Raw genomic sequence first — 22,281 nt, 5'->3', positions numbered from 1 at the left:
CCCCTCCGGTCTCGCCGGCGGCTGCGGACCGGCGGGGCGGGCGGGCTGCCCCTGCTCCTACGTCACCATGCCCATCGCCGGGCAAACGGGTGGGTGGGTGGGGAACATCCGCCGCGAAGCGGCGGGCTTGGAGCTTCTACGGAAGGGGCAGGCACCGCCGGTCATCAGGGGCGGGAAGACCGGCGGAGCCGGTGGCGGACGGCGCGTTGGGCTAGGGGGCCGAGGTCCTCGACGGCAGTCACCAGGAGGGACAACTGCTCCAGAGCAGTGAGGGCCCGCTCCGTACCCGCGGGGTCGACCCCTTCGTACAGCTCCATCCCGACGAAGGACGCCGCCACCGCCCGCGCAAGCCCCACCGCATCGGTGAACTCCCCCAGCGGCGAGTCGGAAAGAACCCGCACCAGGACCTTCTCGATCTCCTCGACCCAGAGCGCGAGCCCCGCCGCCGTGGCCACCGCCAGCCGAGGCTGCGTCTGCGCCCCCGCGAGCAACTGCCCAAGGACCGCGACGTGCCCGGCGGCACGCTCCTCCTCGTGCATCTCCCGCCCGAAGGCGAGCAGTTCGGAGAGGGAGCCGATCTCGGAGAGACGGTCCCGATACAGGGCCACCCGCTGCTCCGTCCCGTACCGGCACGCCGCCGCGAGAAGGTCGTCCACAGAGCCGAAGTGGTAGAAGACGAGCGCCTGGTTGACCCCGGCGGCCGCCGCGATGGTGCGCGCCGACGTCTTGGCGATGCCCTGCTCCGTGAGCGTCCGCAGCGCTCCTTCGAGGAGTTTGTCGCGGGTCTCCTGCCCCTTGGCGGGGTCCTTGGCCGCGCTCACGCCCGCGCCTCCTCGCGGACGGGCCGCAGCCCGGCCCGCACCCCGCGCGCACGGACATCCGTGTACGTCGCCGTGAAGGACCCCTCGTACCCGAAGAGCGGCCCGAAGCGCCGATTGACGACGCGGACCTGGATACGGAAGCGCCCGGCGGCCTCGTCGTAGGACTCCCGCACCTCGGCGTCGCCGCCGATCAGCGACGGAACGCGGCAGTCCACCGGCCCCTCCCGGAACCGGTGCTCTCCGGAGCGGATCACGAGCGAGCCGTCGGGCTCGGCCCGGAAGTGCAGGTCGCTGGCGAGGTGCTGATGCGTGCCGAGGTAGTCGAGCACGCGGTCGCCCTTGGGGCTCAGGACCATCTGGGCGTCGAAGCGGCGGGGCCCGCCGGGCAGGTCGAAGGTGCGCACGAAGCTCACCGTCTCACGGCCGTACGTGTCGACGTACGGCACGTTCTCGATCACGAAGGGGACGTCGCGGCCCTGGCGCGGGACGAGGATGTTGCGGGTGCCGCCGACGGCGAGGAACGGCTTCACGAAGCCCCGGCCGTGCCAGATCCGGTCCATGACGCCCCGCCCGGTGCATGCCTCGCCGCGCTCCAGGCCGACGGAGAAGCGGCGGCGCAGCTGCGGGTGGAGCCGGTGGAAGTCGGCGCCCAGCACGGTTTCGAAGATCGACGTCATGAGCGCGGTTCCTCGACGACGGCGAGGGTGGACAGGATGCGCGGGGCACGCGCGCGTACCGGTGGGGTACGCAGACAGCGGCGGGCCGCCGGGGTGGTCGGCAGCGGCGGCAGGATCACCGCGAGCGCGGCGGCCGCGAGGGCCGTCATGGGGGCGAGGACGACCGCCGCCGCCACACAGAGAACGCGGAGGACGACGTCGGCGACGGCGTTCAGGAGGGCGCGCTCGGGGGTGATGCCGCGCTCCAGCCAGAGCCTGAGCCGGTCGAAGGACCAAGCCGTCGCCCAGCCCATGAGGGGGCGGAAGCACACGCGGTCGGCGAGCGCGCCGAGGCGGCCCCAGCGCGGGCGGTAGTCGTACCCGGTGAGGAAGCGGACGCCGTCACCGTCCGGCGCCGGTACGTAGCGCCAGTAGCCGCTGCCTTCTTCGAGGAGGGAGAGCGGGTGCGGTGAGGCGAAGCGCAGGGCTGACGTCCGGGTGCCGTCGGGGCGCCGCTTCTCACCCGCGCTGACTCCGGTGCCGGCGATCGTGAGGAAGGGCAGTACGCGCGTGGCGTACCGGAAGGGCTGCGGCTCGCCCTCCTCGCACGGCAGGTAGGCGATCTCGGTGAAGCGCAGGTCCCAGCGCTGGTGGTGGGCGGGCTCCTGAGTGCGCGACCAGAGGTCGTCGAGATCGGCGCGTATCCGTGCCTCGATGTACAAGCTCACGGTAAACTCCCACGTCAGCGGCTTTTGAGCGACTGCTCAAATGGAAGGTACCGGTGTTTGAGCGGTCGCTCAAGTCGGTGGCGACAGAGAAGCCCCCGCCAGGAGGCGGGGGCTTCTCGAAGTCGCGGCGCGAAGGCCGGCGGGCGCTACTCGGAGAGGTGGCGCTCCACCGTCTCCACCTTGGAGGTGAGACCGTCCGTCACGCCGGGGCGGATGTCGGCCTTCATGACGACGGAGACGCGCGGCGCCCGCGCCTCCACCACGGCGACGGCCCGCTTGACGACGTCCATCACCTCGTCCCACTCGCCCTCGACGGAGGTGAACATGGCGTCGGTCTTGTTCGGCAGCCCCGACTCGCGCACGACACGGACGGCGTCGGCCACGTACTCGCCGACGTCCTCACCGACGCCGAGCGGGGTCACGGAGAAGGCGACGATCATGCGTTCACGATCCCTTCCTTGCAGGCGCGCGACGCGATCACCGCGGACTCGGCCTCCCGCTTGAGCTTGCGCTCGGCGAAGAACCCGCCGGTCGGCAGGACGGAGAGGACGAAGTACAGGACGCCGGTCTTCAGGTCCCACTTCGTGCGGTTCCAGGCGTCCAGCCAGAACAGCACGTACAGGACGAAGAGCAAGCCGTGGATCATACCCATCGCCGGCACGGCGTTGAACTCCGTGGTCCGCTTGAGTACCGAGCAGACGAGCAGCAGCAGGAAGGAGACGGCCTCGGGGGCCGAGACCAGGCGGAGGCGGCGGAGTGCGGAAGCGGTCTTGATGTCCACGGGTCACCTTCGGTGAGGGGCGGGGCAGGGCGGGGCGGGAAAGAGGCGCACGCTCGGCGGCGTCGATCTTGTGAACACACGCACAAGCGACCCCCATTGTGACATCGGGGTGGCCTCCGGGTTCGCTCAGGGCCCTTCACCCTGTTCTGGGTGGGTACGCGGCGGCTACCGTCGATTCGTGGCTACGTTCCGGCTCCAAGGGAGCAGAGTGCTCGCCGTCGACATGACCGGCGACGCCGTGAAGGCGAAGAACGGCTCGATGGTCGCCTATGACGGCCAGATGGCCTTCAAAAAGATGTCCGGTGGCGGCGAGGGCATCCGCGGCATGGTGACCCGCCGCGTCACCGGCGAGCAGATGACGGTGATGGAGGCGAAGGGGCACGGCACCTGCTGGTTCGCCGACCGCGCCACCGAGATCAACCTCGTGGAGCTGCGCGGCGAGAAGCTGTATGTGGAGGCGGGCAATCTGCTCTGCACCGACGCGGGGCTGCGCACCGGCACCAGCTTCACGGGGCTGCGCGGCGCGACGCAGGGGAACGGACTGTTCACGACGACCGTCGAGGGGACGGGACAGGCGGCGATCGTCTCCGACGGACCCGCGGTGGTGCTGCGCGTATCGCAGCAGTACCCCCTGACGGTCGACCCGGGGGCGTACATAGCCCATCAGGGGAACGTCCGCCAGAGCTTCCAGTCCGGCGTCACCTTCCGCACCTTCATGGGCGAGGGCGGCGGCGAGGCCTTCCAGATCCGCTTCGAGGGCGACGGCCTCGTCTACGTACAGCCCAGTGAGCGCACCACGATCGCGGGGGACGTCTGACATGCCCTTCCGGGAGATCAACTCGAAGATGGTCGAGGCGACGGTGGAGCCGGGCGCCAAGGTCTTCAGCCAGCGCGGCGCCATGCTCGCCTACAAGGGAGATGTCTCCTTCACGCCCAACCTCCAGGGCGGCCAGGGCGGACTGGCCTCCATGATCGGACGCCGGGTCGCGGGCGAGGCGACACCCCTGATGACCGTGGAGGGCAGCGGCACGGTCCTGTTCGGGCACGGCGGTCACCACATCCAGGTGATCGGCCTCTCCGGAGACACCCTGTACGTGGAGGCGGACCGGCTCCTCGCCTTCGACGGCACGCTCCAGCAGGGCACGATGTTCATGGGCTCCCAGGGCGGCGTCATGGGCATGGTGCGCGGGCAGGTCACCGGCCAGGGCCTGTTCACCACGACCCTGAAGGGACACGGCACGGTCGCCGTCATGGCGCACGGCGGCGTCATCGAGCTCCCGATCACTCCGCGGCGCCCGGTCCACGTCGACCCGCAGGCGTATGTCGCGCACCACGGCGACGTGCGCAACAGACTCTCCACGGCGCTCGGCTGGCGCGACATGGTGGGCCGCGGCTCCGGAGAGGCGTTCCAGCTGGAGCTGTCGGGAAGCGGCGCGGTGTATGTCCAGGCTTCGGAGGAGAAGCTGTGAATCCCAATGTCCCGACTGTCTCGACCCCGGCGGGCGCGCCCGCGGTCTTCGACCCCACGACGCTGCCGAGCGACGACAACGTCAACGCGTACACCTTCTGCGTGGAGCTCAAGGGAAGCCAGTGGTTCCTGCAGAAGGGCAAGATGATCGCCTACTACGGGCGGATCGACTTCAACGGCATCGGGCACGGCCGTCTCGACCGTCTGGTCCGGACCAGTTTTCATTCGCCGCTGCACGCAAGTGACTGGGTCGTGGCGGACGGCCAGGGCAAGATGCTCCTCGCCGACCGGGCCTTCGACGTCAATTCGTATGACCTGGATGAGGGCAACCTGACCATTCGCTCGGGCAACCTCCTCGCTTTTCAGCCAACTCTCGCGCTGAAGCAATCGATCGTTCCGGGCTTTCTGACGCTGATCGGAACCGGCAAGTTCGTGGCCGCGTCGAACGGCCCGGTGGTGTTCATGGAGCCGCCGATCCGGGTCGATCCACAGGCGCTCGTGGGCTGGGCCGACTGCCCTTCACCGTGTCATCACTACGACCACGGTTACCTCACGGGCGTGATCGGGGGCGTGCGGGCACTGACCGGCATCGGGGGCACCTCGGGAGAGGAGCACCAGTTCGAGTTCGTGGGCGCCGGCACGGTGCTGCTCCAGTCGACCGAGGCGCTCATATCCGAGCGGGCGGCGGGAGGGGTGCCGGACCAGGCCGGGGTGCCGGGCGGGCGGAGCGCTCCCACTCCACCAGGGCACCAGTCCGGCGCACCGCGTCTTCCCGGACAACTGGGGGACCTCCAGCGTCGCTTCGGGCTGTGAGCGGTAGTCTGCGGAGTGTGACGGCGAACGCCTGTGCCCCTCCCCGTGACCGGGGGATGCGAGGTGCGTCACATCCCACCATTCGTTCACCTTTCAACTTCTTAGGTAGAATCGATTCCATGGAGACCGAGACGGCCCCGCAGTGGCTGACCGACGAGGAACAGTGCGCTTGGCGCACCCACGTGGAGGTCAACAGGATGCTGACATATCAGCTCGAAAAGGACCTTCAGCCGTTCAACCTGACCATGAACGACTACGACATTCTCGTGCATCTCTCAGAATCGGAAGACTTGCGGATGCGCATGAGTGATCTCGCCGCCGCGACCCTCCAGTCCAAGAGCCGCCTGTCGCACCAGATCACCCGCATGGAGAACGCGGGCCTGGTACGCCGTGAGAACTGCGAGTCCGACCGGCGCGGCCTCTACACCGTCCTCACCGACGAGGGCATGGACACCATGCAGAAGGTCGCCCCGCACCACGTCGCCTCCGTGCGGCGGCACTTCGTCGACCTCGTCTCCCCCGAGGCGCTCGGCGAACTGCACAAGGCCCTGACCCCGATCGCGGAACATCTGCGCTCCCAGCGCGGCAAGCCCTGACCCGCTCCGCGTGACCGGCCGTGCCGTCCCTCAATCCGCCGACGACTGAGGGGTGGGCAGCCGGAGCTCGAAGAGCGCACCCCCGGACGGCGCCTCCCTGACCCCGAGCGTGCCGCCGTGCCGCGCCGCCACGTCCCGCGCGATCGCGAGGCCCAGACCGGCCCCGCCCTCGTCGCGGGTCCGCGCGTCGTCCAGCCGTACGAACCGCTCGAAGATCCGCTCCCGTTCGCTCGGGGGCACACCGCTTCCGTCATCGGCCACTTCAAGGACCGCCCACGCGCCATCGGCCCGGGTGGTGACCGTGACGCGGGAGCGGGCGTGCCGCTGCGCGTTGTTCACGAGGTTGCCGAGCACCCGCGCCAACTGGCCGCGGGAGCCCGCGACTTCGACGCTCTTCAGATCCATGTGTACGTCGACACGGTCCCGCGTGCGCTGCGAGAGCTCCTCGCGGACGAGGGCCGCCAGGTCGACGCGGGCCTCGCCGGGCTTCTCGCCCGCGTCGAGGCGGGCGAGCAGGAGCAGGTCGGCGGCGAGTTCCTGGAGCCGCACGGTGTCCTCGACGGCACCGTCGACGTCCAGCAACTCCGGGTGCGCGGCGCCGACTTCGAGCTGGGTGCGGAGCGACGCGATGGGGCTGCGCAGCTCGTGCGAGGCGTCCGCCACAAAGCGCCGCTGACGCTCCACCGAGGTCTGCAGGGCGGTCAGCGTCTCGTTCGTGGTGCGGGCGAGGCGGGCGATCTCGTCGTGCGTGTCCGGCTCGGGCACGCGGCGCGCGAGGTCCTCCGACGCGGTGATCGCGGACATCTCCGCGGTGATGGCGGCCACCGGACGCAGCGCGCGGCGCGTCACCAGCCAGGTGACGCCCGCGACGACGCCGAGCAGCAGGGGGAAGCCGATCAGCATGGACGTCAGCGCCGTCGACACGGCGCTGCGTTCGTCGGAGAGCGAGCCGCCGGCGTAGACGGTGAGGTCGCCCTCGGTCTCCGTGCCGACCTCGACGGCGGCGAAGCGGTAGTCGGCGCTCTCGCCGTCGACGGTGGCGGACCCGTCGGTGTACTCGGCGTCGTCGTCGATCTCGCCGGACTCGCCCGGTTCGGCCTTCTCCGTATCCGCGTCGTCCTCGGACGGCTTCGCGGCGGCGGCATCGGGCTTGACCACGTCGATCCCGGTGCCGCTGATCCGCTCCAGGTCCTCGCTGGCCGCGACCAACTTCCCGTTCTCGTCGACCACTTGCACCGGGGCGTCGTCACCGTCCGGCAGGTCGAGATCGCCGTACGACCGGCCCGCCGCGAGCTGCGAGGCGACCTCGCGGGCGGCGGAGTCCGCCCGGCCGTCGGCCTGGCCGGTGAGGTTGGCGCGCAGCGAGAGCAGCACGGCGGCGCCCGCCGCGACCAGCGCGAGCGCCACGACCAGGCTCGCGCCGAGCGTGGCGCGGGCGCGCACGGAACCGAAGAAGCGCCTCATCGCGGGGCCTCCAGACGGTAACCGGCGCCGCGCACCGTCTTGATGAGGGCCGCGCCCAGCTTGCGGCGCAGCGTGCTCACGTACACCTCGACGATGTTGGGGTCCCCCTCGTACGCGAAGTCCCAGACGTGCTCCAGGATGTCGCCCTTGGAGACGACCTCCCCGGCCCGCAGCACGAGCTGCTCCAGAACCGCGAACTCCTTCGCGGTGAGGTTGACTTCGTCCTCTCCCCGGAAGACGCGGCGCGCGGCCGTGTCGACCTTGAGGTCGCCCAGGGTGTGGACGGGCGAGGGGCCGCCGTTGCCGCGGCGGCGCAGCAGCGCCTTCACGCGGGCCACGAGCACGACGTACGAGAACGGCTTGGTGAGGTAGTCGTCGGCGCCCGTGTCCAAGCCCTCCGCCTCGTCGTACTCGCCGTCCTTCGCGGTGAGCATCAGGATCGGCACGTCGTTGCCCGCGGCGCGCAGCGTCGAGCAGATGCGGTATCCGTTCATGCCCGGCAGCATGATGTCCAGGACGACCAGGTCGTACGTGCCCTCGCTCGCCCGGTGCAGTCCGTCGACGCCGTCGTGGACGACGTCGACGGCGTAGCCCTCGGCGGTCAGGCCCTTGGCGAGCGACAGGGCCAGCCGCTTCTCGTCCTCCACGATCAACAAACGCATGCGTTCAGGGTGGCAGAGCCAACCTGAAGAGTTCTTCAGGCGGCTTCAGCTTCCGTTCAGCATCGTTCAGCCAGATTGGTCCTCGTCGAAAGCGAACAGCAGCGGCCCCCGGGCCGCCGCCACTCTCGCATCACCGTCTCGGGAGGAACTCCTCATGAAGCGCAACATCGTCATCGCCACCGTCGCCGCCGCGGCCCTGATCACGGGAGGCACCGCCACCGCCCTCGCGACCACCGGCGACGACGACAGCGCCGCCAAGCAGTCGAGCGTCCAGGTGAAGGACGACGACCGCACGGATGACGACCGCACGGGTGACGACGACGGCAAGGACGACAGCCGCGACGACCGCGACGACGCCACGGACAGCGACGACGCCGCGGAGAACACCGCCGAGGCCAAGGCCGCCAAGGTGACGGCCGCGGACGCCATCAAGGCGGCCCTCGCGAAGACCCCCGGCACCGCGGTCTCCGCCGAGCTCGACGAGGAGGACGGCGGCCTGGTCTGGGATGTCGACATCCTGAAGGGCAGCACCTGGCACAACGTCGAGGTCGACGCGGGCACCGGCAAGGTGCTCGGCACCTGGATCGACCGGGACGACGACGGTGAGGACGCCGCCGACGCCGCCCGGGTGAACTCCGCGCTCAAGGGTGCCTCCACCAGCGCCGAGGACGCCGCGCGCGCCGCCGCCGGCAAGGGCACGGTGACCTCCGTGGACCTGGACGACGACGGCACGGCGGGCGCCTGGGGCGTGGAGACGACGGGCGCCAAGGGCGCGGAGTCCGAGTGGAACGTCGACCTGAAGACCGGCAAGGTGTCCGCGGACAGCCACGACGACGACCAGGACGACCAGGACGCCGACGGCTCGGACGACTGACACACAGCGTACGTACAACCGCCCCGGGGGCGGCGTCCAGGGACGCCGCCCCCGGGGCATTTCAGCGAAGCGGCGGCCCGGATCACCCCGAAGTAAGCCCCGCTACCAACTCGTCCGCGGCCGCGTAAGGATCAAGCTCCCCCGCGACAATCCGCTCCGCCAGCAGAGAGAGCCGCCGATCCCCGTGCAGGGAGCCGATCCGCTCCCGCAACGCGGTGACCGCGATGGTCTCGACCTCCCGAGAGGCACGGGAGACCCGCCGCTCGGCGAGGACACCCCGCTCCTCCATCCACGCCCGGTGCTTCTCCAGCGCCTCGACGACCTCGTCGATGCCCTCGCCCCGCGCCGCGACCGTCTTCACGATGGGCGGCCGCCAGTCCCCCGGCCCGCGGGACTCCCCGAGGCCGAGCATGTGGTTCAGCTCCCGCGCGGTCGCGTCCGCGCCGTCGCGGTCCGCCTTGTTGACGACGTACACGTCGCCGATCTCCAGGATTCCGGCCTTGGCCGCCTGGATGCCGTCGCCCATGCCGGGGGCGAGCAGCACCACGGAGGTGTCCGCCTGGGAGGCGATGTCGACCTCGGACTGCCCGACGCCGACGGTCTCGACGAGCACCACGTCGCAGCCCGCCGCGTCCAGGACGCGGATCGCCTGCGGGGCGGCCCAGGCGAGCCCGCCGAGGTGGCCGCGCGTGGCCATGGAGCGGATGTAGACGCCGGGGTCGGAGGCGTGGTCCGACATCCGGACCCGGTCGCCGAGGAGTGCGCCCCCGGAGAAGGGCGACGACGGGTCGACGGCCAGTACGCCGACCCGCTTACCGGCCCTGCGGTAGGCGCTCACCAGCGCGGACGTCGATGTCGACTTGCCGACACCAGGGGAACCCGTGAGCCCCACCACGTACGCGTGTCCCGCCAGTGGCGCGAGCGCCGCCATCACTTCGCGCAGCTGCGGCGACGCCCCCTCGACCAGTGAGATCAGCCGGGCCACGGCCCGCGGCCTGCCCTCGCGGGCCTGTGCCACCAGGGAGGGGACGTCCTGCATCAAACAGCTCCGTTCGCTACGTACGGGACACCACAGCCGCAGACCCGTCAGCCCTCGGCCACCTTCAGGATCCCGGGTCTCAGCCCTTGGCCACCTTGAGGATCAACGCGTCGCCCTGGCCGCCGCCCCCGCACAGCGCCGCCGCGCCCACGCCGCCGCCCCGGCGCTTCAGCTCCAGGGCGAGGTGCAGCACGACACGCGCGCCGGACATCCCGATCGGGTGACCCAGCGCGATGGCGCCGCCGTTGACGTTCACCTTTTCCGTGGACACTCCGAGGTCCTTCATTGACTGCACCGCGACGGCGGCGAAGGCCTCGTTGATCTCGATGAGATCCAGGTCCGGGACGTCCAGGCCCTCCTTCTTCAGGGCGTGCCGGATGGCGTTGGACGGCTGGGACTGGAGCGAGTTGTCCGGGCCCGCCACATTGCCGTGGGCGCCGATCTCCGCGAGCCAGTCCAGGCCCAGCTCCTCGGCCTTGGCCTTGGACATGACGACGACCGCCGCCGCGCCGTCGGAGATCTGCGAGGCGGAGCCCGCCGTGATCGTGCCGTCCTTGGCGAAGGCGGGGCGCAGCTTGCCGAGGGACTCGGCGGTGGTCTCGGCGCGGATGCCCTCGTCCTTGGAGAAGAGCACCGGGTCGCCCTTGCGCTGCGGGATCTCGACCGGGGTGATCTCGGCCTCGAACAGGCCGTTCTTCTGCGCGGCGGCGGCTCGCCGGTGCGAGGCGGCGGCGATCTCGTCCTGCTCGGGGCGCGCGATGCCGAGGCGGCTGTTGTGCTTCTCGGTCGACTCGCCCATCGCGACACCCTCGAAGGAGTCGGTCAGACCGTCGTACGCCATCGAGTCGAGCATCTCGATCGCGCCGTACTTGTATCCCTCGCGGGACTTGGGGAGCAGGTGCGGGGCGTTGCTCATCGACTCCTGGCCGCCGGCGACGACGATGTCGAACTCGCCGGCGCGGATCAGCTGGTCGGCGAGGGCGATCGCGTCGAGGCCCGAAAGACACACCTTGTTGACGGTGAGCGCGGGGACGTTCATCGGGATGCCGGCCTTGACGGCGGCCTGGCGCGCCGGGATCTGCCCCGCCCCGGCCTGGAGGACCTGGCCCATGATCACGTACTGGACCTGGTCGCCGCCGATGCCGGCGCGGTCGAGCGCGGCCTTGATCGCGAAGCCGCCCAGGTCCGCACCCGAGAATGACTTCAGGGAGCCGAGGAGGCGGCCCATGGGCGTACGGGCGCCCGCGACGATCACTGAGGTGGTACCGGACGTTCGAGACATGTGCCACGGCCCCTTGGGAGGAGAAGTTAACGAGGGTTTATCTGAATGTACTGAGCGGTACCCCATGCGTCATCGGGCGGCGGGTGTGATCGCGCGCACGTTGCGTAATCACCGCATGAAGCGCTGCACTTGAACCATGCTGACGCGAATCGATCACATCGGGATCGCCTGTTTCGACCTCGACAAGACCGTCGAGTTCTACCGGGAGACGTACGGATTCACGGTCTTCCACTCCGAAGTCAACGAAGAGCAGGGCGTGCGCGAGGCCATGCTCAAGATCAATGAGACCAGTGACGGGGGCGCCTCCTACCTCCAGCTCCTGGAGCCCACGCGGGACGACTCCGCGGTCGGCAAATGGCTGGCCAAGAACGGTGAGGGCGTGCACCACATCGCCTTCGGCACCGCGGACGTGGACGGTGACGCCGCGGCCATCAAGGACAAGGGCGTACGCGTTCTGTACGACGAGCCGAGGATCGGTTCCATGGGGTCGCGCATCACGTTCCTCCACCCCAAGGACTGCCACGGCGTTCTCACGGAACTCGTCACTTCGGCGCCCTCCGAGTCACCGGAGCACTGACCTCCGTATATCTGGGCCGGTAGGGTTAGTGACTGACCGTCCGAAGTCGGGGCGGCAGGCTGCCCGAAAGCTGGGCGGCCACGTACCGGGGTCCGGGTTTCGGGGGACGAGCGTCGGGGCAGCAGCGCATGCTCCGCCGTTGATCTGACACCATTCCCCCGGGGGCCCCGTTCGGCGGATGAACGGGGCTCGTTGGAGAGACTTGCGACCAGGAGTGGGGCCTCCCCTGCTCGAGCGCAGCCGAGAGCTCGGGGAAGGATGGGACCGCGCAGTGCGGGGCTACGAACGCCAAGAGAACTCGCGGGCTGAGACCGACAGTCTTTCGCGGTTCGAGGCCGAGATGGACCGGCTGAAGACCGAGCGGGAGAAAGCCGTCCAGCACGCCGAGGACCTCGGCTACCAGGTCGAGGTGTTGCGCGCCAAGTTGCACGAGGCGCGCCGCAACCTCGCGAACCGTCCTGCCTACGACAGCGCGGACATCGGTTACCAGGCCGAGCAGCTGCTCCGTAACGCGCAGATCCAGGCCGAGCAGCTGCGCGCCGATGCCGAGCGCGAGCTGCGCGACGCCCGCGCGCAGACGCAGCGCATCCTCCAGGAGCACGCCGAGCAGCAGGCCCGGCTCCAGTCCGAGCTGCACGCCGAGGCCGTCTCGCGCCGCCAGCAGCTCGACCAGGAGCTGGCCGAGCGCCGCCAGACCGTCGAGTCGCACGTCAACGAGAACGTGGCGTGGGCCGAGCAGCTCCGCGCCCGTACCGAGCAGCAGGCCCGCCGTCTCCTGGACGAGTCGCGCGCCGAGGCCGAGCAGGCCCTGGCCACCGCCCGCGCCGAGGCCGAGCGCGTCGCCGAGCAGGCCCGCCGGCGCCTGGCGAGCGACGCGGAGGCCGCCCGCGCCGAGGCCGAGGCCATCCTGCGCCGGGCCCGCACGGACGCCGAGCGCCTCCTGAACGCCGCCTCCACGCAGGCGCAGGAGGCCACCGACCACGCCGAGCAGCTGCGCTCCACCACGGCGACCGAGTCCGAGCAGGCCCGCAGGCAGGCCGCCGAGGCGAGCCGGGCCGCCGAGCAGCGCATGACCGAGGCGGACACGGCGCTGCGCGAGGCGCGGGCCGAGGCCGAGAAGGTGCTCGCCGAGGCCAAGGACACCGCGGGCAAGCAGCTCGCGGCCGCCGAGGCCGCGGGCGAGCAGCGCACGCGCACCGCCAAGGAGCAGGTCGCGCGGCTCGTCAGTGAGGCCACCAAGGAGGCCGAGTCCGCCAAGTCCGAGGCGGAGCAGCTGATCGCCGACGCCCGCGCGGAGGCCGAGAAGCTCATCGCGGAAGCCGCCGAGAAGGCGCGCACGATCACCGCCGAGGAGACCGCGAGCCAGCTCGCGAAGGCCGCGCGGACGGCCGAGGAGGTCCTCGACAAGGCCTCGAAGAACGCCAAGGAGACCACGAAGGCCGCCACCGAGGAGGCCGAGCGGATCCGCTCCGAGGCGGAGACCGAGGCGGACCGGCTGCGCGCTCAGGCGCACGACATCGCCGAGGAGCTCAAGGGCGCGGCGAAGGACGACACCAAGGAGTACCGCGCCAAGACCGTCGAGCTCCAGGAGGAGGCGCGCAGGCTGCGCGGCGAGGCCGAGCAGCTGCGGGCCGACGCGGTCTCCGAGGGCGAGCGCATCCGGGGCGAGGCGCGGCGCGAGGCCGTCAAGGAGATCGAGGAGGCGGCCAAGTCCGCCGAGGAGCTGCTTGCCAAGGCGAAGGCCGACGCCGAGGAGCTGCGTACGGCCGCGACCGCCGAGAGCGAGCGGGTCCGCGCCGAGGCGGTCGAGCGCGCCACGAGCCTGCGCACGCAGGCCGAGGAGACGCTGGAGCGCACCCGCGCGGAGGCCGAGCGGCACCGCGAGGAGGCCGCCGAGCAGGCCGAGGCCACCAGGGCCGAGGCCGAGGAGGCCGCTCAGGCGCTGCGCGAGGAGACCGAGCGGGCCATAGCGGCGCGGCAGGCCAACGCCTCCGAGGAGCTGACGCGGCTTCACACGGAGGCCGAGGAGCGTCTGACCGCCGCCGAGCAGGCGCTGACCGACGCCCGCGCCGAGGCCGAGCGCATGCGCAGGGAGGCCACGGACGAGACGGACCGGCTGCGCACCGAGTCGGCCGAGCGGATTCGTACGCTCCAGTCGCAGGCGGAGGCCGAGGCCGAGCGGCTGCGCGATGAGGCCGCCGCCGATGCCTCGCAGGCCCGCGCGGAGGGCGAGTCCCTCGCCGTGCGGCTGCGTTCGGAGGCCGCGGCCGAGGCCGAGCGGCTCAAGACGGAGGCGCAGGAGTCCGCCGACCGGGTGCGCGCGGAGGCCGCCGCCGCCGCCGAGCGCGTCGGCACGGAGGCCGCCGAGGCGCTGGCCGCCGCGCAGGAGGAGGCGGTCCGCCGTCGCCGGGAGGCCGAGGAGACCCTCAGCTCCGCGCGCGCCGAGGCCGACCAGGAGCGCGAGCGGGCCCGCGAGCAGAGCGAGGAGCTCCTCGCGTCCGCCCGTAAGCGCGTCGAGGAGGCGCAGGCCGAGGCCATCCGTCTCGTCGAGGAGGCCGACCGCCGCGCGACCGAGCTGGTCTCGGCCGCCGACCAGCACGCCCAGTCCGTACGCGACTCCGTGGCCGGCCTGCACGAGGCGGCGCAGGAAGAGGTCGCGGGCCTGCGCTCGGCCGCCGAGCACGCCGCGGAGCGCACGCGGACGGAGGCGCAGGAGGAGGCCGACCGCGTCCGCGCCGACGCCCACGCCGAGCGGGAGCGCGCCGCGGAGGACGCCAACCGCACCCGGCGCGAGGCGGCGGAGGCGTCGGAGGCGGCCGAGGCCCTTGCGGAGCGCACGGTTTCGGACGCGATCGCGGAGGCCGAGCGGATGCGCTCGGACGCCTCGGAGCACGCCCAGCGGGTGCGCACGGAGGCCTCCGACACCATCGCGCAGGCCGAGCAGGACGCCGCCCGCACCCGGGCCGACGCCCGCGAGGACGCCAACCGCATCCGCAGCGACGCGGCGGGCCAGGCCGACACGCTGATCGGCGAGGCCCGCAGCGAGGCCGAACGGCTGCAGAACGAGACGATCGCGGAGGCGGACCGCCTCAGGGCCGACTCCACCGCCGAGGCGGAGCGGCTGCGCGCCGAGTCGACCGCCGAGGCCGAGCGCCTCAAGGCCGACTCCACCGCGGAGGCCGAGCGCCTGCGCGCCGAATCGACCGCCGAAGCCGAGCGCCTCAAGGCGGAGTCCACCGCCGAGGCGGAGCAGCTCAAGGCCGACTCCACCGCCGAGGCGGAGCGGCTGCGCGCCGAGTCGACCGCCGAGGCCGAGCGCCTCAAGGCCGACGCGGCGCGGGAGGCCGAGCGGCTGCGCGCCGATTCCACCGCTGAGGCCGAGCGCCTCAAGGCCGAGACGACCGCCGAGGCCGAGCGGGTCCGCGCGGAGTCCGTGGCCAAGGCCGAGAAGCTCATCTCGGACGCTTCCGGCGACGCGGAGCGGCTGCGCGCCGAGGCCGCTGAGGCGGTCAACTCCGCCCAGCAGCACGCCGAGCGGATCCGCAGCGAGTCCGAGCGGGTCAAGGCGGACGCGGCGCGGGAGGCCGAGCGGCTCACCGCCGAGGCGCGCGAGGAGGCCGAGCGCACCCTGGACGAGGCCCGCCAGGCCGCCAACAAGCGCCGTCAGGAAGCCGCCGAGCAGGTCGACACGCTCATCACGGAAGCGGCGGCCGAGGCCGAGAAGCTGACGTCGGACGCCCACCGGAAGGCCCTGAAGGCGACGGCGGACGCCGAGGCGCAGGCCGACACGATGGTCGGCGCGGCCCGCAAGGAGGCCGAGCGCCTGGTCGCCGAGGCGACGGTCGAGGGCAACACCCGGGTGGAGAAGGCCCGCGCGGACGCGGACGAGCTGCTGGTCGGCGCCCGGCGCGACGCGACCGCCATAAGGGAGCGCTCCGAGGAGCAGCGGGACCGTATGACGGCCGAGATCGAGGAGCTGCACGCCCGTGCGCGCCACGAGTCGGCCGAGGCGATGAAGTCGGCGGGCGAGCGCTGCGACGCGCTGGTGAAGGCGGCGGAGGAGCAGCTCGCGCAGGCGCAGGCGAAGGCGAAGGAGCTGCTCTCGGACGCCGACTCCGAGGCGGGCAAGGTCCGTATCGCCGCAGTGAAGAAGGCCGAGGCGCTGCTGAAGGAGGCCGAGACGAAGAAGGCCTCGCTGGTCGCCGAGGCCGAGCGGATCAAGGCCGATGCCGAGGCCGAGGCGGAGCGCACGGTCGAGGAGGGCAAGCGCGAGCTGGAGGTCCTGGTGCGGCGCCGCAAGGACATCAACACGGAGATCTCCCGGGTCCAGGACGTGCTGGAGGCGCTGGAGTCCTTCGAGGCGCCGACGGGCGGTGCGAAGACGCCGTCCAACAGCGGTTCCGGTGCGGCGGGTGTCAAGGCGGGGGCCTCGGCCGGATCTACACGTTCGGGTGGCAAGACGTCAGAGAGCTAGCCAAAAAGGGCCTACCGTGATCCGAGAGGACCTTTGGCCCTGTCACTGGCAAGTCCTCTGACGTCTTGCCACTCAAAAGGGGTGTCATTCTCCAGATCAAACGGCCATCTGCTCGATGACACGCCGCCCGGACCCCTAGGATTCCCTCTATCACCTCACCGGTCCCATTCGACAGGAACCCCATGAGCGACACTTCCCCCTACGGCTTCGAGCTTGTGCGGCGTGGGTACGACCGCGCTCAGGTGGACGAACGTATCTCCAAGCTCGTCTCCGACCGTGACAACGCTCTTGCCCGTATCACTGCTCTGGAAAAGCGCATCGAGGAGCTGCACCTCGAGACGCAGAACGCCCAGGCCCAGGTCGCCGACGCCGAGCCGTCGTACGCCGGGCTCGGGGCGCGCGTCGAGAAGATCCTCCGCCTCGCCGAGGAGGAGGCGAAGGACCTGCGCGAGGAGGCCCGTCGCGCGGCCGAACAGCACCGCGAGCTCGCCGAGTCGGCCGCCCAGCAGGTGCGCAACGACGCCGAGTCGTTCGCCTCCGAGCGCAAGGCCAAGGCCGAGGACGAGGGCGTCCGGATCGTCGAGAAGGCCAAGGGCGAGGCGAGCGCGCTGCGGGCCGAGGCCCAGAAGGACGCGCAGTCCAAGCGTGAGGAGGCGGACGCCCTCTTCGAGGAGACGCGCGCCAAGGCCGCCCAGGCCGCCGCCGACTTCGAGACGAATCTCGCCAAGCGGCGCGACCAGTCCGAGCGTGACCTGGCGTCCCGTCAGGCCAAGGCGGAGAAGCGCCTCGCGGAGATCGAGCACCGGGCGGAGCAGCTGCGTCTGGAAGCGGAGAAGCTGCGGACCGACGCTGAGCGTCGCGCTCGCCAGACGGTGGAGACGGCTCAGCGTCAGGCCGAGGACATCGTCGCCGACGCGAACGCCAAGGCGGACCGCATCCGCTCGGAGTCCGAGCGGGAGCTGGCGGCGCTCACGAACCGGCGTGACTCCATCAACGCGCAGCTCACCAATGTGCGGGAGATGCTGGCGACGCTCACCGGCGCGGCGGTCGCTGCCGCCGGGACGCCCGCGGAGGACGAGCCGATCTCTCGTGGGGTGCCTGCCCAGCAGACTCGCTGAGGGTGTGGGTCCAGGCAAAGCCCCCTGCCGCCGCTAAGTGGCAGGGGGCTTTGTCGCGTTTTAGCGTTGCCGCATGATCGAGCTCTCGGGGCTGACCAAGCGGTACGGCGAGAAGGTGGCCGTCAACAACCTGACCTTCGCCGTCCACCCCGGCACCGTCACCGGCTTCCTCGGTCCGAACGGCGCGGGGAAGTCCACCACGATGCGCATGATGCTCGGGCTCGACAACCCGTCGGCCGGCGACGTGCGCATCGACGGCAAGCACTACTCCCAGCTGAAGAACCCCCTGAGGTGCATCGGCGCCCTCCTCGACGCCAAGGCCATGCACGGCGGGCGCAGCGCCTTCAACCACCTGCTCTGCCTCGCGCAGAGCAACGGCATCCCGCGCGGCCGCGTCACCGAGGTCCTCGACACCGTCGGTCTCACCGCCGTCGCGAAGAAGAAGGCCAAGGGCTTCTCGCTCGGCATGGGCCAGCGCCTCGGCATCGCGGGCGCGCTGCTCGGCGACCCCGAGATCCTGATGTTCGACGAGCCGGTCAACGGCCTCGACCCCGAGGGCATCCACTGGATCAGGAACCTCATGAAATCCCTCGCCTCACAAGGGCGTACGGTCTTCGTCTCCTCGCACCTGATGAGCGAGATGGCTCTCACCGCCGACCATCTCGTCGTCATCGGCCAGGGCCGCCTCCTCGCCGACACGTCGATGTCCGACTTCATCCGGCAGAACTCACGGTCGTACGTCCGACTGCGCTCCCCGGAGCGCCAGCGCCTCGTGGATGTCCTGCGGCAGGCGGGCGTCACCGCCGCCGAGGCTCGGGACGGCGCCCTCGAAGTGGACGGCGTCGCATCCGAACAGCTCGGTGAACTCGCCGCGCGCCACCAGCTCGTACTCCATGAGCTGAGCCCCCAGCAGGCCTCTCTGGAAGAGGCGTTCATGCGGCTCACCGCGGAGTCGGTCGAGTACCACGCGCACTCCGACCACGCCGGAAGGGGGCCTGAGGGATGGCCGCGGCACAGGTACTGAGGTCGGAGTGGACCAAGATCCGCTCGGTCTCCTCGACCGTGTGGACGCTCGGCCTCGCCGTCGTCCTCACGATCGCGCTCGGGGCGCTGATCAGCATCCTGTCGAAGAACGACTACGACGGCCTGGACGCCAGGGACAAGCTGACCTTCGACCCGACCTACATCAGCTTCTCCGGGATGTCCCTCGGCCAGCTCGCGATGATCGTCTTCGGGGTGCTGGTCGTCTCCAACGAGTACAGCACCGGGATGATCCGCACCTCGCTCGCGGCGGTCCCGCAGCGCGGCACGTTCCTCTTCGGCAAGCTCCTCGTGGCCACGCTGCTCGCCTTCGTCGTGAGTCTGGCGACCAGCTTCATCGCGTTCTTCGTGGGGCAGGCCATGCTCGGCCCGTACAAGGCGGAGATCGGTGACCCGGGCGTGCTGAGGGCCGTCATCGGCGGCGCGCTCTACATGACGCTCATCGCGATGTTCTCGATGGGAGTGGCGGCGATGCTGCGCAGCCCGATGCTGTCGCTGGGCATCCTGATGCCGTTCTTCTTCCTGATCTCCAGCATCCTCGGCAACGTATCGGCCACGGAGAAGATCGGCCGCTACCTGCCCGACCAGGCCGGCAGCGAGATCATGCAGGTCAAGACGCCGTTCGACGACGACACCCCGTACGGGCCCTGGGGCGGGCTCGCGATCATGGTGGTGTGGGTGGTCGCGGCGCTGCTCGGTGGGTACGTACTGCTGAAGAAGCGGGACGCGTAGGCGCGCGTGTGGAGACGTGAGTGCGTAGACGTGAGTGCTGTGGAGGGGCGAGTGCGGAGGGACATGTGACGGCGTGGGACCGCGGGCTCGCCGCGCTCGGACTGGACGGCGTGCCCGCGCTGCGGCCCCTCACCTATCCCGGTCTCCCCGTCGCCGCGCCCGCCCTGCTGACCGGGACCGAGCTGCTGCCGCTCGACGTGAGGCCGGGCGGCGCACTCGGCGGGTGGTCCGTCGGCGGAGAGCTGCCGCTCGACGAAGCCCTCGCCCGGCTCGGGCAGTCGCCCCTCGGCCGCCGCAGCCCCGTCATCGCCGTCGGCTCGAACGCCTCCGCCGGGCAGATCGCCCACAAGCTGGCCCGGCACGGCGTCCCGGCGGCCGTGCCCATGGTCCCCGTACGGGTCCGCGGCATCGGCATCGGCTGCGCGGCGCACATCGGCCGCGCCGGATACGTGGCGGCCGCCCCCTACCCGGACCCGGTGGCCGAGGCCACGCTGGTCGTCTCCTGGCTGGACGCGCCGCAGCTCGCCGCCGTCGACGCCACGGAGCTGCCCAACTACCGGCGGGCCCTGCTGCCGGGCGAGGCGTACGGGATGACCCTGCCGTCCGGTGAGCCGCTCGGCGAGGCGTCCCTGTACGTCAGCGTGCGCGGCGTTCTCGCCGACCCGGCGACCGGACTGCCCCGGCCGGGCCGCGGCGACCAGGCGGCGCTCCTCGGCGCCCTGCTCGACGCCTCTCCGCGGCTGCGCGCGCTGCTCGGGCCCGACCCGGCGGTCTGGGTGCGTCGGGCGGCCGCCGACGCCGCGCTGCGGGCCCTGGGCACGCGCCTGTTCGTGGAGGAGGGCTGGGTGCTCCCCTGGACGGACCTCCCGGCCCCGCCCCCGCTCCCGCCGCCGCCCCCGTGAGCCCGGCAGCTTTACTCGCTCTTGGCTGGAACCGTCAGCTCCCCGTTATCCTCCTAACCCTTACGGGGGCGTGTGCCCCGACGTCCTGAACCATTCGATGGGTGCGGAGAATGATCGAGGCAGTCGGCCTGACGAAGCGCTATGGCGCCAAGACAGCCGTGTACAACCTTTCCTTCCAGGTGCGGCCCGGTACCGTCACCGGCTTCCTCGGGCCCAACGGCTCCGGCAAGTCGACGACGATGCGCATGATCCTCGGGCTCGACACCCCCACCACGGGGCAGGTGACGATCGGCGGTTACCCCTACCGCAAGCTCCCCAACGCCCCGCGTCAGGTCGGCGCCCTGCTCGACGCCAAGGCCGTGCACGGCGGCCGGCACGCCCGCAACCACCTGCTCTGCCTCGCGCAGCTCTCCGGCATCCCGGCCCGCAGGGTCGACGAGGTGCTCGGTGTCGTGGGTCTCCAGGAGGTGGCGAAGAAGCGCTCCAAGGGCTTCTCGCTCGGCATGGGCCAGCGCCTCGGCATCGCGGCGGCGCTCCTCGGCGACCCGCAGGTGCTGCTCTTCGACGAGCCGGTCAACGGCCTCGACCCCGAGGGCATCCTCTGGGTCCGCAACCTGATGAAGTCGCTCGCGGCCGAGGGGCGCACGGTCTTCGTGTCGTCCCACCTGATGAGCGAGATGGCGCTCACCGCCGAGCACCTGATCGTGATCGGCCGCGGCCAGCTGCTCGCCGACATGAGCGTGAGGGACTTCATCTCGGCGAACTCCGCCGACTTCGCGCGCGTACGCACGCCGGAGAGCGAGCCCCAGCAGCGCGAGAAGCTGACGGCCGCGCTGACCGAGGCGGGCGGCCAGGTGATGCCCGAGCAGGACGGCGCGCTGCGCGTGCTCGGGCTGCCGCTGCCCCGCATCAGCGACCTCGCGCACGGCGCGGACGTCCGCCTGTGGGAGCTCTCGCCGCACCAGGCCTCGCTGGAGGAGGCGTACATGCGGATGACGCAGGGCGCCGTCGACTACCGCTCCACGGTCGACCAGCGCGCGGGCCTCCAGGAGCCGGTGCAGCCGATGCAGCCCGGCGCCATGCCCCCCGGCCTGCCGCCGCAGGGCCGGCCTCCGGTGCCCGGCCAGGGCCAGCACGGCTGGTACGCGCCGCCGCCGCCCCAGCAGGGCGGCCAGCCCTTCGCGATGCCGCAGCAGCAGCCGCAGCCGCCGGCCTCCCCCGCTCATGCCCCCGCGCCCGACATGACCAAGCGCGCCAACGACAACGAGGATGCCCCCCGATGACCACGCCTCCGACTCCGCAGCAGCAGCCGCAGGCGCAGCAGCAGGCCCCGCAGCCTCAGCACCAGCACGCGTACGCCCAGGCCGGCGCCCCCGCGCAGGGTGCCCCGGTGCCGCAGGGTGCCCCGATGGCTCCCCCGCCCGCCGCCCCGGCGCCGCCCTCCGCCTGGCAGCAGGCGATGAACAACGCCTACACCTCGCCGATCCCGGTCAGGAAGACCCACCTCGGCAACGCCCTCGCCTCCGAGTGGACGAAGATAAAGTCGGTCCGCTCCACGATGTGGACCCTGGGCATCTTCCTCGCCCTGGTCATCGGCATCGGCCTGCTCGCCGCCGCGAACACCACCCCCGAGAACTACTCGGACATGCCGTACACGGTCCCGGCCTTCTTCGGCCTCATGCTGGGCCAGATCTGCCTGATCACGCTCGGCGTCCTGGTGACCTCGTCGGAGTACGGCACGGGCATGATCCGTACGACGTTCACGGCCTCCCCGCAGCGCCACCGCGTGCTGGCCGCGAAGGTCATCGTCTTCTTCGTCACGGCCTTCGTCGTCTCCGCGGGCTCCATCCTGCTGGTGGGCCTCGCGGCCTCGTCCATGAACAGCGGTCCCGAGTCGGGCGACCTGCCTTGGATGGGCACCGTCTTCAAGGGCGGCCTGTACGTCTCGCTGCTCGGTGTGCTCGCGCTGGCCGCCGGCTCCATGCTGCGGCACTCCGCGGGCGCCATCACCGCCATGCTCGGCGTGGTCCTCGTACCGGCGATCCTGCCCGCGTTCCTGATGATCTGGGACAGCACGCGGTCGCTCGCCGAGAAGATGTCGGACTACAACGCCATCAACTCGCTCGCGAAGATCTTCGGCGCGGACGGCATCGACGGCTCCGGCGGCACGTCCCAGCTGGTCGTCCTCGTCGTCGTGACGGTGGTCGCGCTCGGCGGCGCCTTCGCCCTCCTGGAGAAGCGCGACGTATAGCC

General features: G+C 71.3%; 22 protein-coding genes. 13 read left to right on the top strand and 9 right to left on the bottom strand.

The window, feature by feature from the left end; all coding sequences use genetic code 11:
- Positions 1 to 164 precede the first annotated feature (164 nt).
- The 5 genes from ACWDVB_RS34910 to ACWDVB_RS34890 all read right to left on the bottom strand — a co-directional run bounded on the left by ACWDVB_RS34910 (position 165) and on the right by ACWDVB_RS34890 (position 2,986).
- A complete protein-coding gene (locus tag ACWDVB_RS34910; protein WP_451512850.1) occupies positions 165 to 821 on the bottom strand; it encodes a TetR/AcrR family transcriptional regulator in 657 nt (218 codons plus the stop codon).
- Complete coding sequence (locus tag ACWDVB_RS34905; RefSeq protein ID WP_451512849.1) at positions 818 to 1,498, bottom strand: DUF4166 domain-containing protein; 681 nt, start codon at positions 1,496 to 1,498, stop codon at positions 818 to 820. Before ACWDVB_RS34905 ends, ACWDVB_RS34910 begins: the two co-directional genes overlap by 4 nt.
- Positions 1,495 to 2,205: a hypothetical protein gene (locus ACWDVB_RS34900; RefSeq protein WP_451512848.1), complete on the bottom strand. Its 711-nt coding sequence runs from the start codon at positions 2,203 to 2,205 to the stop codon at positions 1,495 to 1,497. Before ACWDVB_RS34900 ends, ACWDVB_RS34905 begins: the two co-directional genes overlap by 4 nt.
- Before the next feature lie 146 nt (positions 2,206 to 2,351).
- Entirely contained in the window at positions 2,352 to 2,645 is a 294-nt protein-coding gene (locus ACWDVB_RS34895) for an MTH1187 family thiamine-binding protein (RefSeq protein WP_451512847.1), read from the bottom strand.
- A complete protein-coding gene (locus ACWDVB_RS34890) occupies positions 2,642 to 2,986 on the bottom strand; it encodes a DUF3817 domain-containing protein (protein WP_451512846.1) in 345 nt (114 codons plus the stop codon). The genes ACWDVB_RS34895 and ACWDVB_RS34890 overlap by 4 nt, the downstream gene beginning before the upstream one ends.
- Positions 2,987 to 3,164: 178 nt before the next feature.
- Between ACWDVB_RS34890 and ACWDVB_RS34885 the strand changes: the two genes are divergently transcribed.
- From ACWDVB_RS34885 to ACWDVB_RS34870, 4 genes are all read left to right on the top strand, one after another.
- Positions 3,165 to 3,803 carry an AIM24 family protein gene (locus tag ACWDVB_RS34885; protein WP_451512845.1) on the top strand — a complete coding sequence of 213 codons (639 nt, stop codon included), beginning with the start codon at positions 3,165 to 3,167 and terminating at the stop codon, positions 3,801 to 3,803.
- A 1-nt stretch (position 3,804) separates the two neighbouring features.
- Positions 3,805 to 4,455: an AIM24 family protein gene (locus ACWDVB_RS34880; protein WP_451512844.1), complete on the top strand. Its 651-nt coding sequence runs from the start codon at positions 3,805 to 3,807 to the stop codon at positions 4,453 to 4,455.
- Positions 4,452 to 5,267, top strand: a complete 816-nt coding sequence (locus tag ACWDVB_RS34875) for an AIM24 family protein (protein WP_451512843.1) — start codon at positions 4,452 to 4,454, stop codon at positions 5,265 to 5,267. Before ACWDVB_RS34880 ends, ACWDVB_RS34875 begins: the two co-directional genes overlap by 4 nt.
- Before the next feature lie 119 nt (positions 5,268 to 5,386).
- Entirely contained in the window at positions 5,387 to 5,863 is a 477-nt protein-coding gene (locus ACWDVB_RS34870) for a MarR family winged helix-turn-helix transcriptional regulator (protein ID WP_451512842.1), read from the top strand.
- A gap of 30 nt (positions 5,864 to 5,893) precedes the next feature.
- Here the strand turns inward: ACWDVB_RS34870 and ACWDVB_RS34865 are convergent, their stop codons facing one another.
- Positions 5,894 to 7,327, bottom strand: coding sequence for an ATP-binding protein (locus tag ACWDVB_RS34865; protein ID WP_451512841.1), 1,434 nt, complete (start codon positions 7,325 to 7,327; stop codon positions 5,894 to 5,896).
- Positions 7,324 to 7,989 carry a response regulator transcription factor gene (locus ACWDVB_RS34860; protein WP_451512840.1) on the bottom strand — a complete coding sequence of 222 codons (666 nt, stop codon included), beginning with the start codon at positions 7,987 to 7,989 and terminating at the stop codon, positions 7,324 to 7,326. Before ACWDVB_RS34860 ends, ACWDVB_RS34865 begins: the two co-directional genes overlap by 4 nt.
- A gap of 154 nt (positions 7,990 to 8,143) precedes the next feature.
- Between ACWDVB_RS34860 and ACWDVB_RS34855 the strand changes: the two genes are divergently transcribed.
- Positions 8,144 to 8,863 carry a PepSY domain-containing protein gene (locus tag ACWDVB_RS34855; RefSeq protein WP_451512839.1) on the top strand — a complete coding sequence of 240 codons (720 nt, stop codon included), beginning with the start codon at positions 8,144 to 8,146 and terminating at the stop codon, positions 8,861 to 8,863.
- Positions 8,864 to 8,945: 82 nt separating this feature from the next.
- Here ACWDVB_RS34855 and meaB read toward each other — a convergent pair whose 3' ends face one another.
- Both meaB and ACWDVB_RS34845 read right to left on the bottom strand, forming a co-directional pair.
- The gene (gene meaB / locus ACWDVB_RS34850; RefSeq protein WP_451512838.1) at positions 8,946 to 9,902 is read right to left on the bottom strand and encodes a methylmalonyl Co-A mutase-associated GTPase MeaB; all 957 of its coding nucleotides are present in this window, start codon (positions 9,900 to 9,902) and stop codon (positions 8,946 to 8,948) included.
- Positions 9,903 to 9,981: 79 nt separating this feature from the next.
- A complete protein-coding gene (locus ACWDVB_RS34845) occupies positions 9,982 to 11,184 on the bottom strand; it encodes an acetyl-CoA C-acetyltransferase (RefSeq protein WP_451512837.1) in 1,203 nt (400 codons plus the stop codon).
- 136 nt (positions 11,185 to 11,320) lie between these two features.
- On the opposite strand from ACWDVB_RS34845, the gene mce reads away from it, so the two are divergent.
- The 8 genes from mce to ACWDVB_RS34805 all read left to right on the top strand — a co-directional run bounded on the left by mce (position 11,321) and on the right by ACWDVB_RS34805 (position 22,279).
- A complete protein-coding gene (gene mce, locus ACWDVB_RS34840; RefSeq protein ID WP_451512836.1) occupies positions 11,321 to 11,761 on the top strand; it encodes a methylmalonyl-CoA epimerase in 441 nt (146 codons plus the stop codon).
- A gap of 271 nt (positions 11,762 to 12,032) precedes the next feature.
- Positions 12,033 to 16,235: a polarized growth protein Scy gene (gene scy / locus ACWDVB_RS34835; RefSeq protein WP_451512835.1), complete on the top strand. Its 4,203-nt coding sequence runs from the start codon at positions 12,033 to 12,035 to the stop codon at positions 16,233 to 16,235.
- Between the two features lie 182 nt (positions 16,236 to 16,417).
- Positions 16,418 to 17,353, top strand: coding sequence for a cellulose-binding protein (locus ACWDVB_RS34830; protein ID WP_451512834.1), 936 nt, complete (start codon positions 16,418 to 16,420; stop codon positions 17,351 to 17,353).
- A 73-nt stretch (positions 17,354 to 17,426) separates the two neighbouring features.
- A complete protein-coding gene (locus ACWDVB_RS34825) occupies positions 17,427 to 18,377 on the top strand; it encodes an ABC transporter ATP-binding protein (RefSeq protein WP_451512833.1) in 951 nt (316 codons plus the stop codon).
- Positions 18,356 to 19,126 (top strand): ABC transporter permease, encoded by a 771-nt coding sequence (locus ACWDVB_RS34820; protein ID WP_451512832.1) that lies wholly within the window; start codon positions 18,356 to 18,358, stop codon positions 19,124 to 19,126. The genes ACWDVB_RS34825 and ACWDVB_RS34820 overlap by 22 nt, the downstream gene beginning before the upstream one ends.
- 65 nt (positions 19,127 to 19,191) lie before the next feature.
- Positions 19,192 to 20,028, top strand: a complete 837-nt coding sequence (locus tag ACWDVB_RS34815; RefSeq protein WP_451512831.1) for a hypothetical protein — start codon at positions 19,192 to 19,194, stop codon at positions 20,026 to 20,028.
- 110 nt (positions 20,029 to 20,138) lie between these two features.
- On the top strand, positions 20,139 to 21,311 hold the full coding sequence (locus tag ACWDVB_RS34810; protein ID WP_451512830.1) for an ABC transporter ATP-binding protein: 1,173 nt from the start codon (positions 20,139 to 20,141) through the stop codon (positions 21,309 to 21,311).
- Positions 21,312 to 21,436: 125 nt separating this feature from the next.
- Positions 21,437 to 22,279 carry an ABC transporter permease gene (locus ACWDVB_RS34805; RefSeq protein ID WP_451512919.1) on the top strand — a complete coding sequence of 281 codons (843 nt, stop codon included), beginning with the start codon at positions 21,437 to 21,439 and terminating at the stop codon, positions 22,277 to 22,279.
- The last annotated feature ends 2 nt before the right edge of the window (positions 22,280 to 22,281 follow it).

This window comes from Streptomyces sp. NPDC003379 (assembly GCF_053589195.1).
The sequence above is the reverse complement of the archived record's forward strand: the minus strand, read 5'-3'. Positions and strand labels throughout refer to the sequence as shown.

What these genes read in the sequence shown, in the direction of transcription:
- ACWDVB_RS34905 (WP_451512849.1), bottom strand. Translation starts at nt 1,498, where the DNA reads ATGACGTCGATCTTCGAAACCGTGCTGGGCGCCGACTTCCACCGGCTC.
- ACWDVB_RS34895 (WP_451512847.1), bottom strand. Translation starts at nt 2,645, where the DNA reads ATGATCGTCGCCTTCTCCGTGACCCCGCTCGGCGTCGGTGAGGACGTC.
- ACWDVB_RS34880 (WP_451512844.1), top strand. Translation starts at nt 3,805, where the DNA reads ATGCCCTTCCGGGAGATCAACTCGAAGATGGTCGAGGCGACGGTGGAG.
- ACWDVB_RS34870 (WP_451512842.1), top strand. Translation starts at nt 5,387, where the DNA reads ATGGAGACCGAGACGGCCCCGCAGTGGCTGACCGACGAGGAACAGTGC.
- ACWDVB_RS34865 (WP_451512841.1), bottom strand. Translation starts at nt 7,327, where the DNA reads ATGAGGCGCTTCTTCGGTTCCGTGCGCGCCCGCGCCACGCTCGGCGCG.
- ACWDVB_RS34860 (WP_451512840.1), bottom strand. Translation starts at nt 7,989, where the DNA reads ATGCGTTTGTTGATCGTGGAGGACGAGAAGCGGCTGGCCCTGTCGCTC.
- ACWDVB_RS34855 (WP_451512839.1), top strand. Translation starts at nt 8,144, where the DNA reads ATGAAGCGCAACATCGTCATCGCCACCGTCGCCGCCGCGGCCCTGATC.
- meaB (WP_451512838.1), bottom strand. Translation starts at nt 9,902, where the DNA reads ATGCAGGACGTCCCCTCCCTGGTGGCACAGGCCCGCGAGGGCAGGCCG.
- ACWDVB_RS34845 (WP_451512837.1), bottom strand. Translation starts at nt 11,184, where the DNA reads ATGTCTCGAACGTCCGGTACCACCTCAGTGATCGTCGCGGGCGCCCGT.
- mce (WP_451512836.1), top strand. Translation starts at nt 11,321, where the DNA reads ATGCTGACGCGAATCGATCACATCGGGATCGCCTGTTTCGACCTCGAC.
- ACWDVB_RS34830 (WP_451512834.1), top strand. Translation starts at nt 16,418, where the DNA reads ATGAGCGACACTTCCCCCTACGGCTTCGAGCTTGTGCGGCGTGGGTAC.
- ACWDVB_RS34825 (WP_451512833.1), top strand. Translation starts at nt 17,427, where the DNA reads ATGATCGAGCTCTCGGGGCTGACCAAGCGGTACGGCGAGAAGGTGGCC.
- ACWDVB_RS34820 (WP_451512832.1), top strand. Translation starts at nt 18,356, where the DNA reads ATGGCCGCGGCACAGGTACTGAGGTCGGAGTGGACCAAGATCCGCTCG.
- ACWDVB_RS34810 (WP_451512830.1), top strand. Translation starts at nt 20,139, where the DNA reads ATGATCGAGGCAGTCGGCCTGACGAAGCGCTATGGCGCCAAGACAGCC.
- ACWDVB_RS34805 (WP_451512919.1), top strand. Translation starts at nt 21,437, where the DNA reads ATGGCTCCCCCGCCCGCCGCCCCGGCGCCGCCCTCCGCCTGGCAGCAG.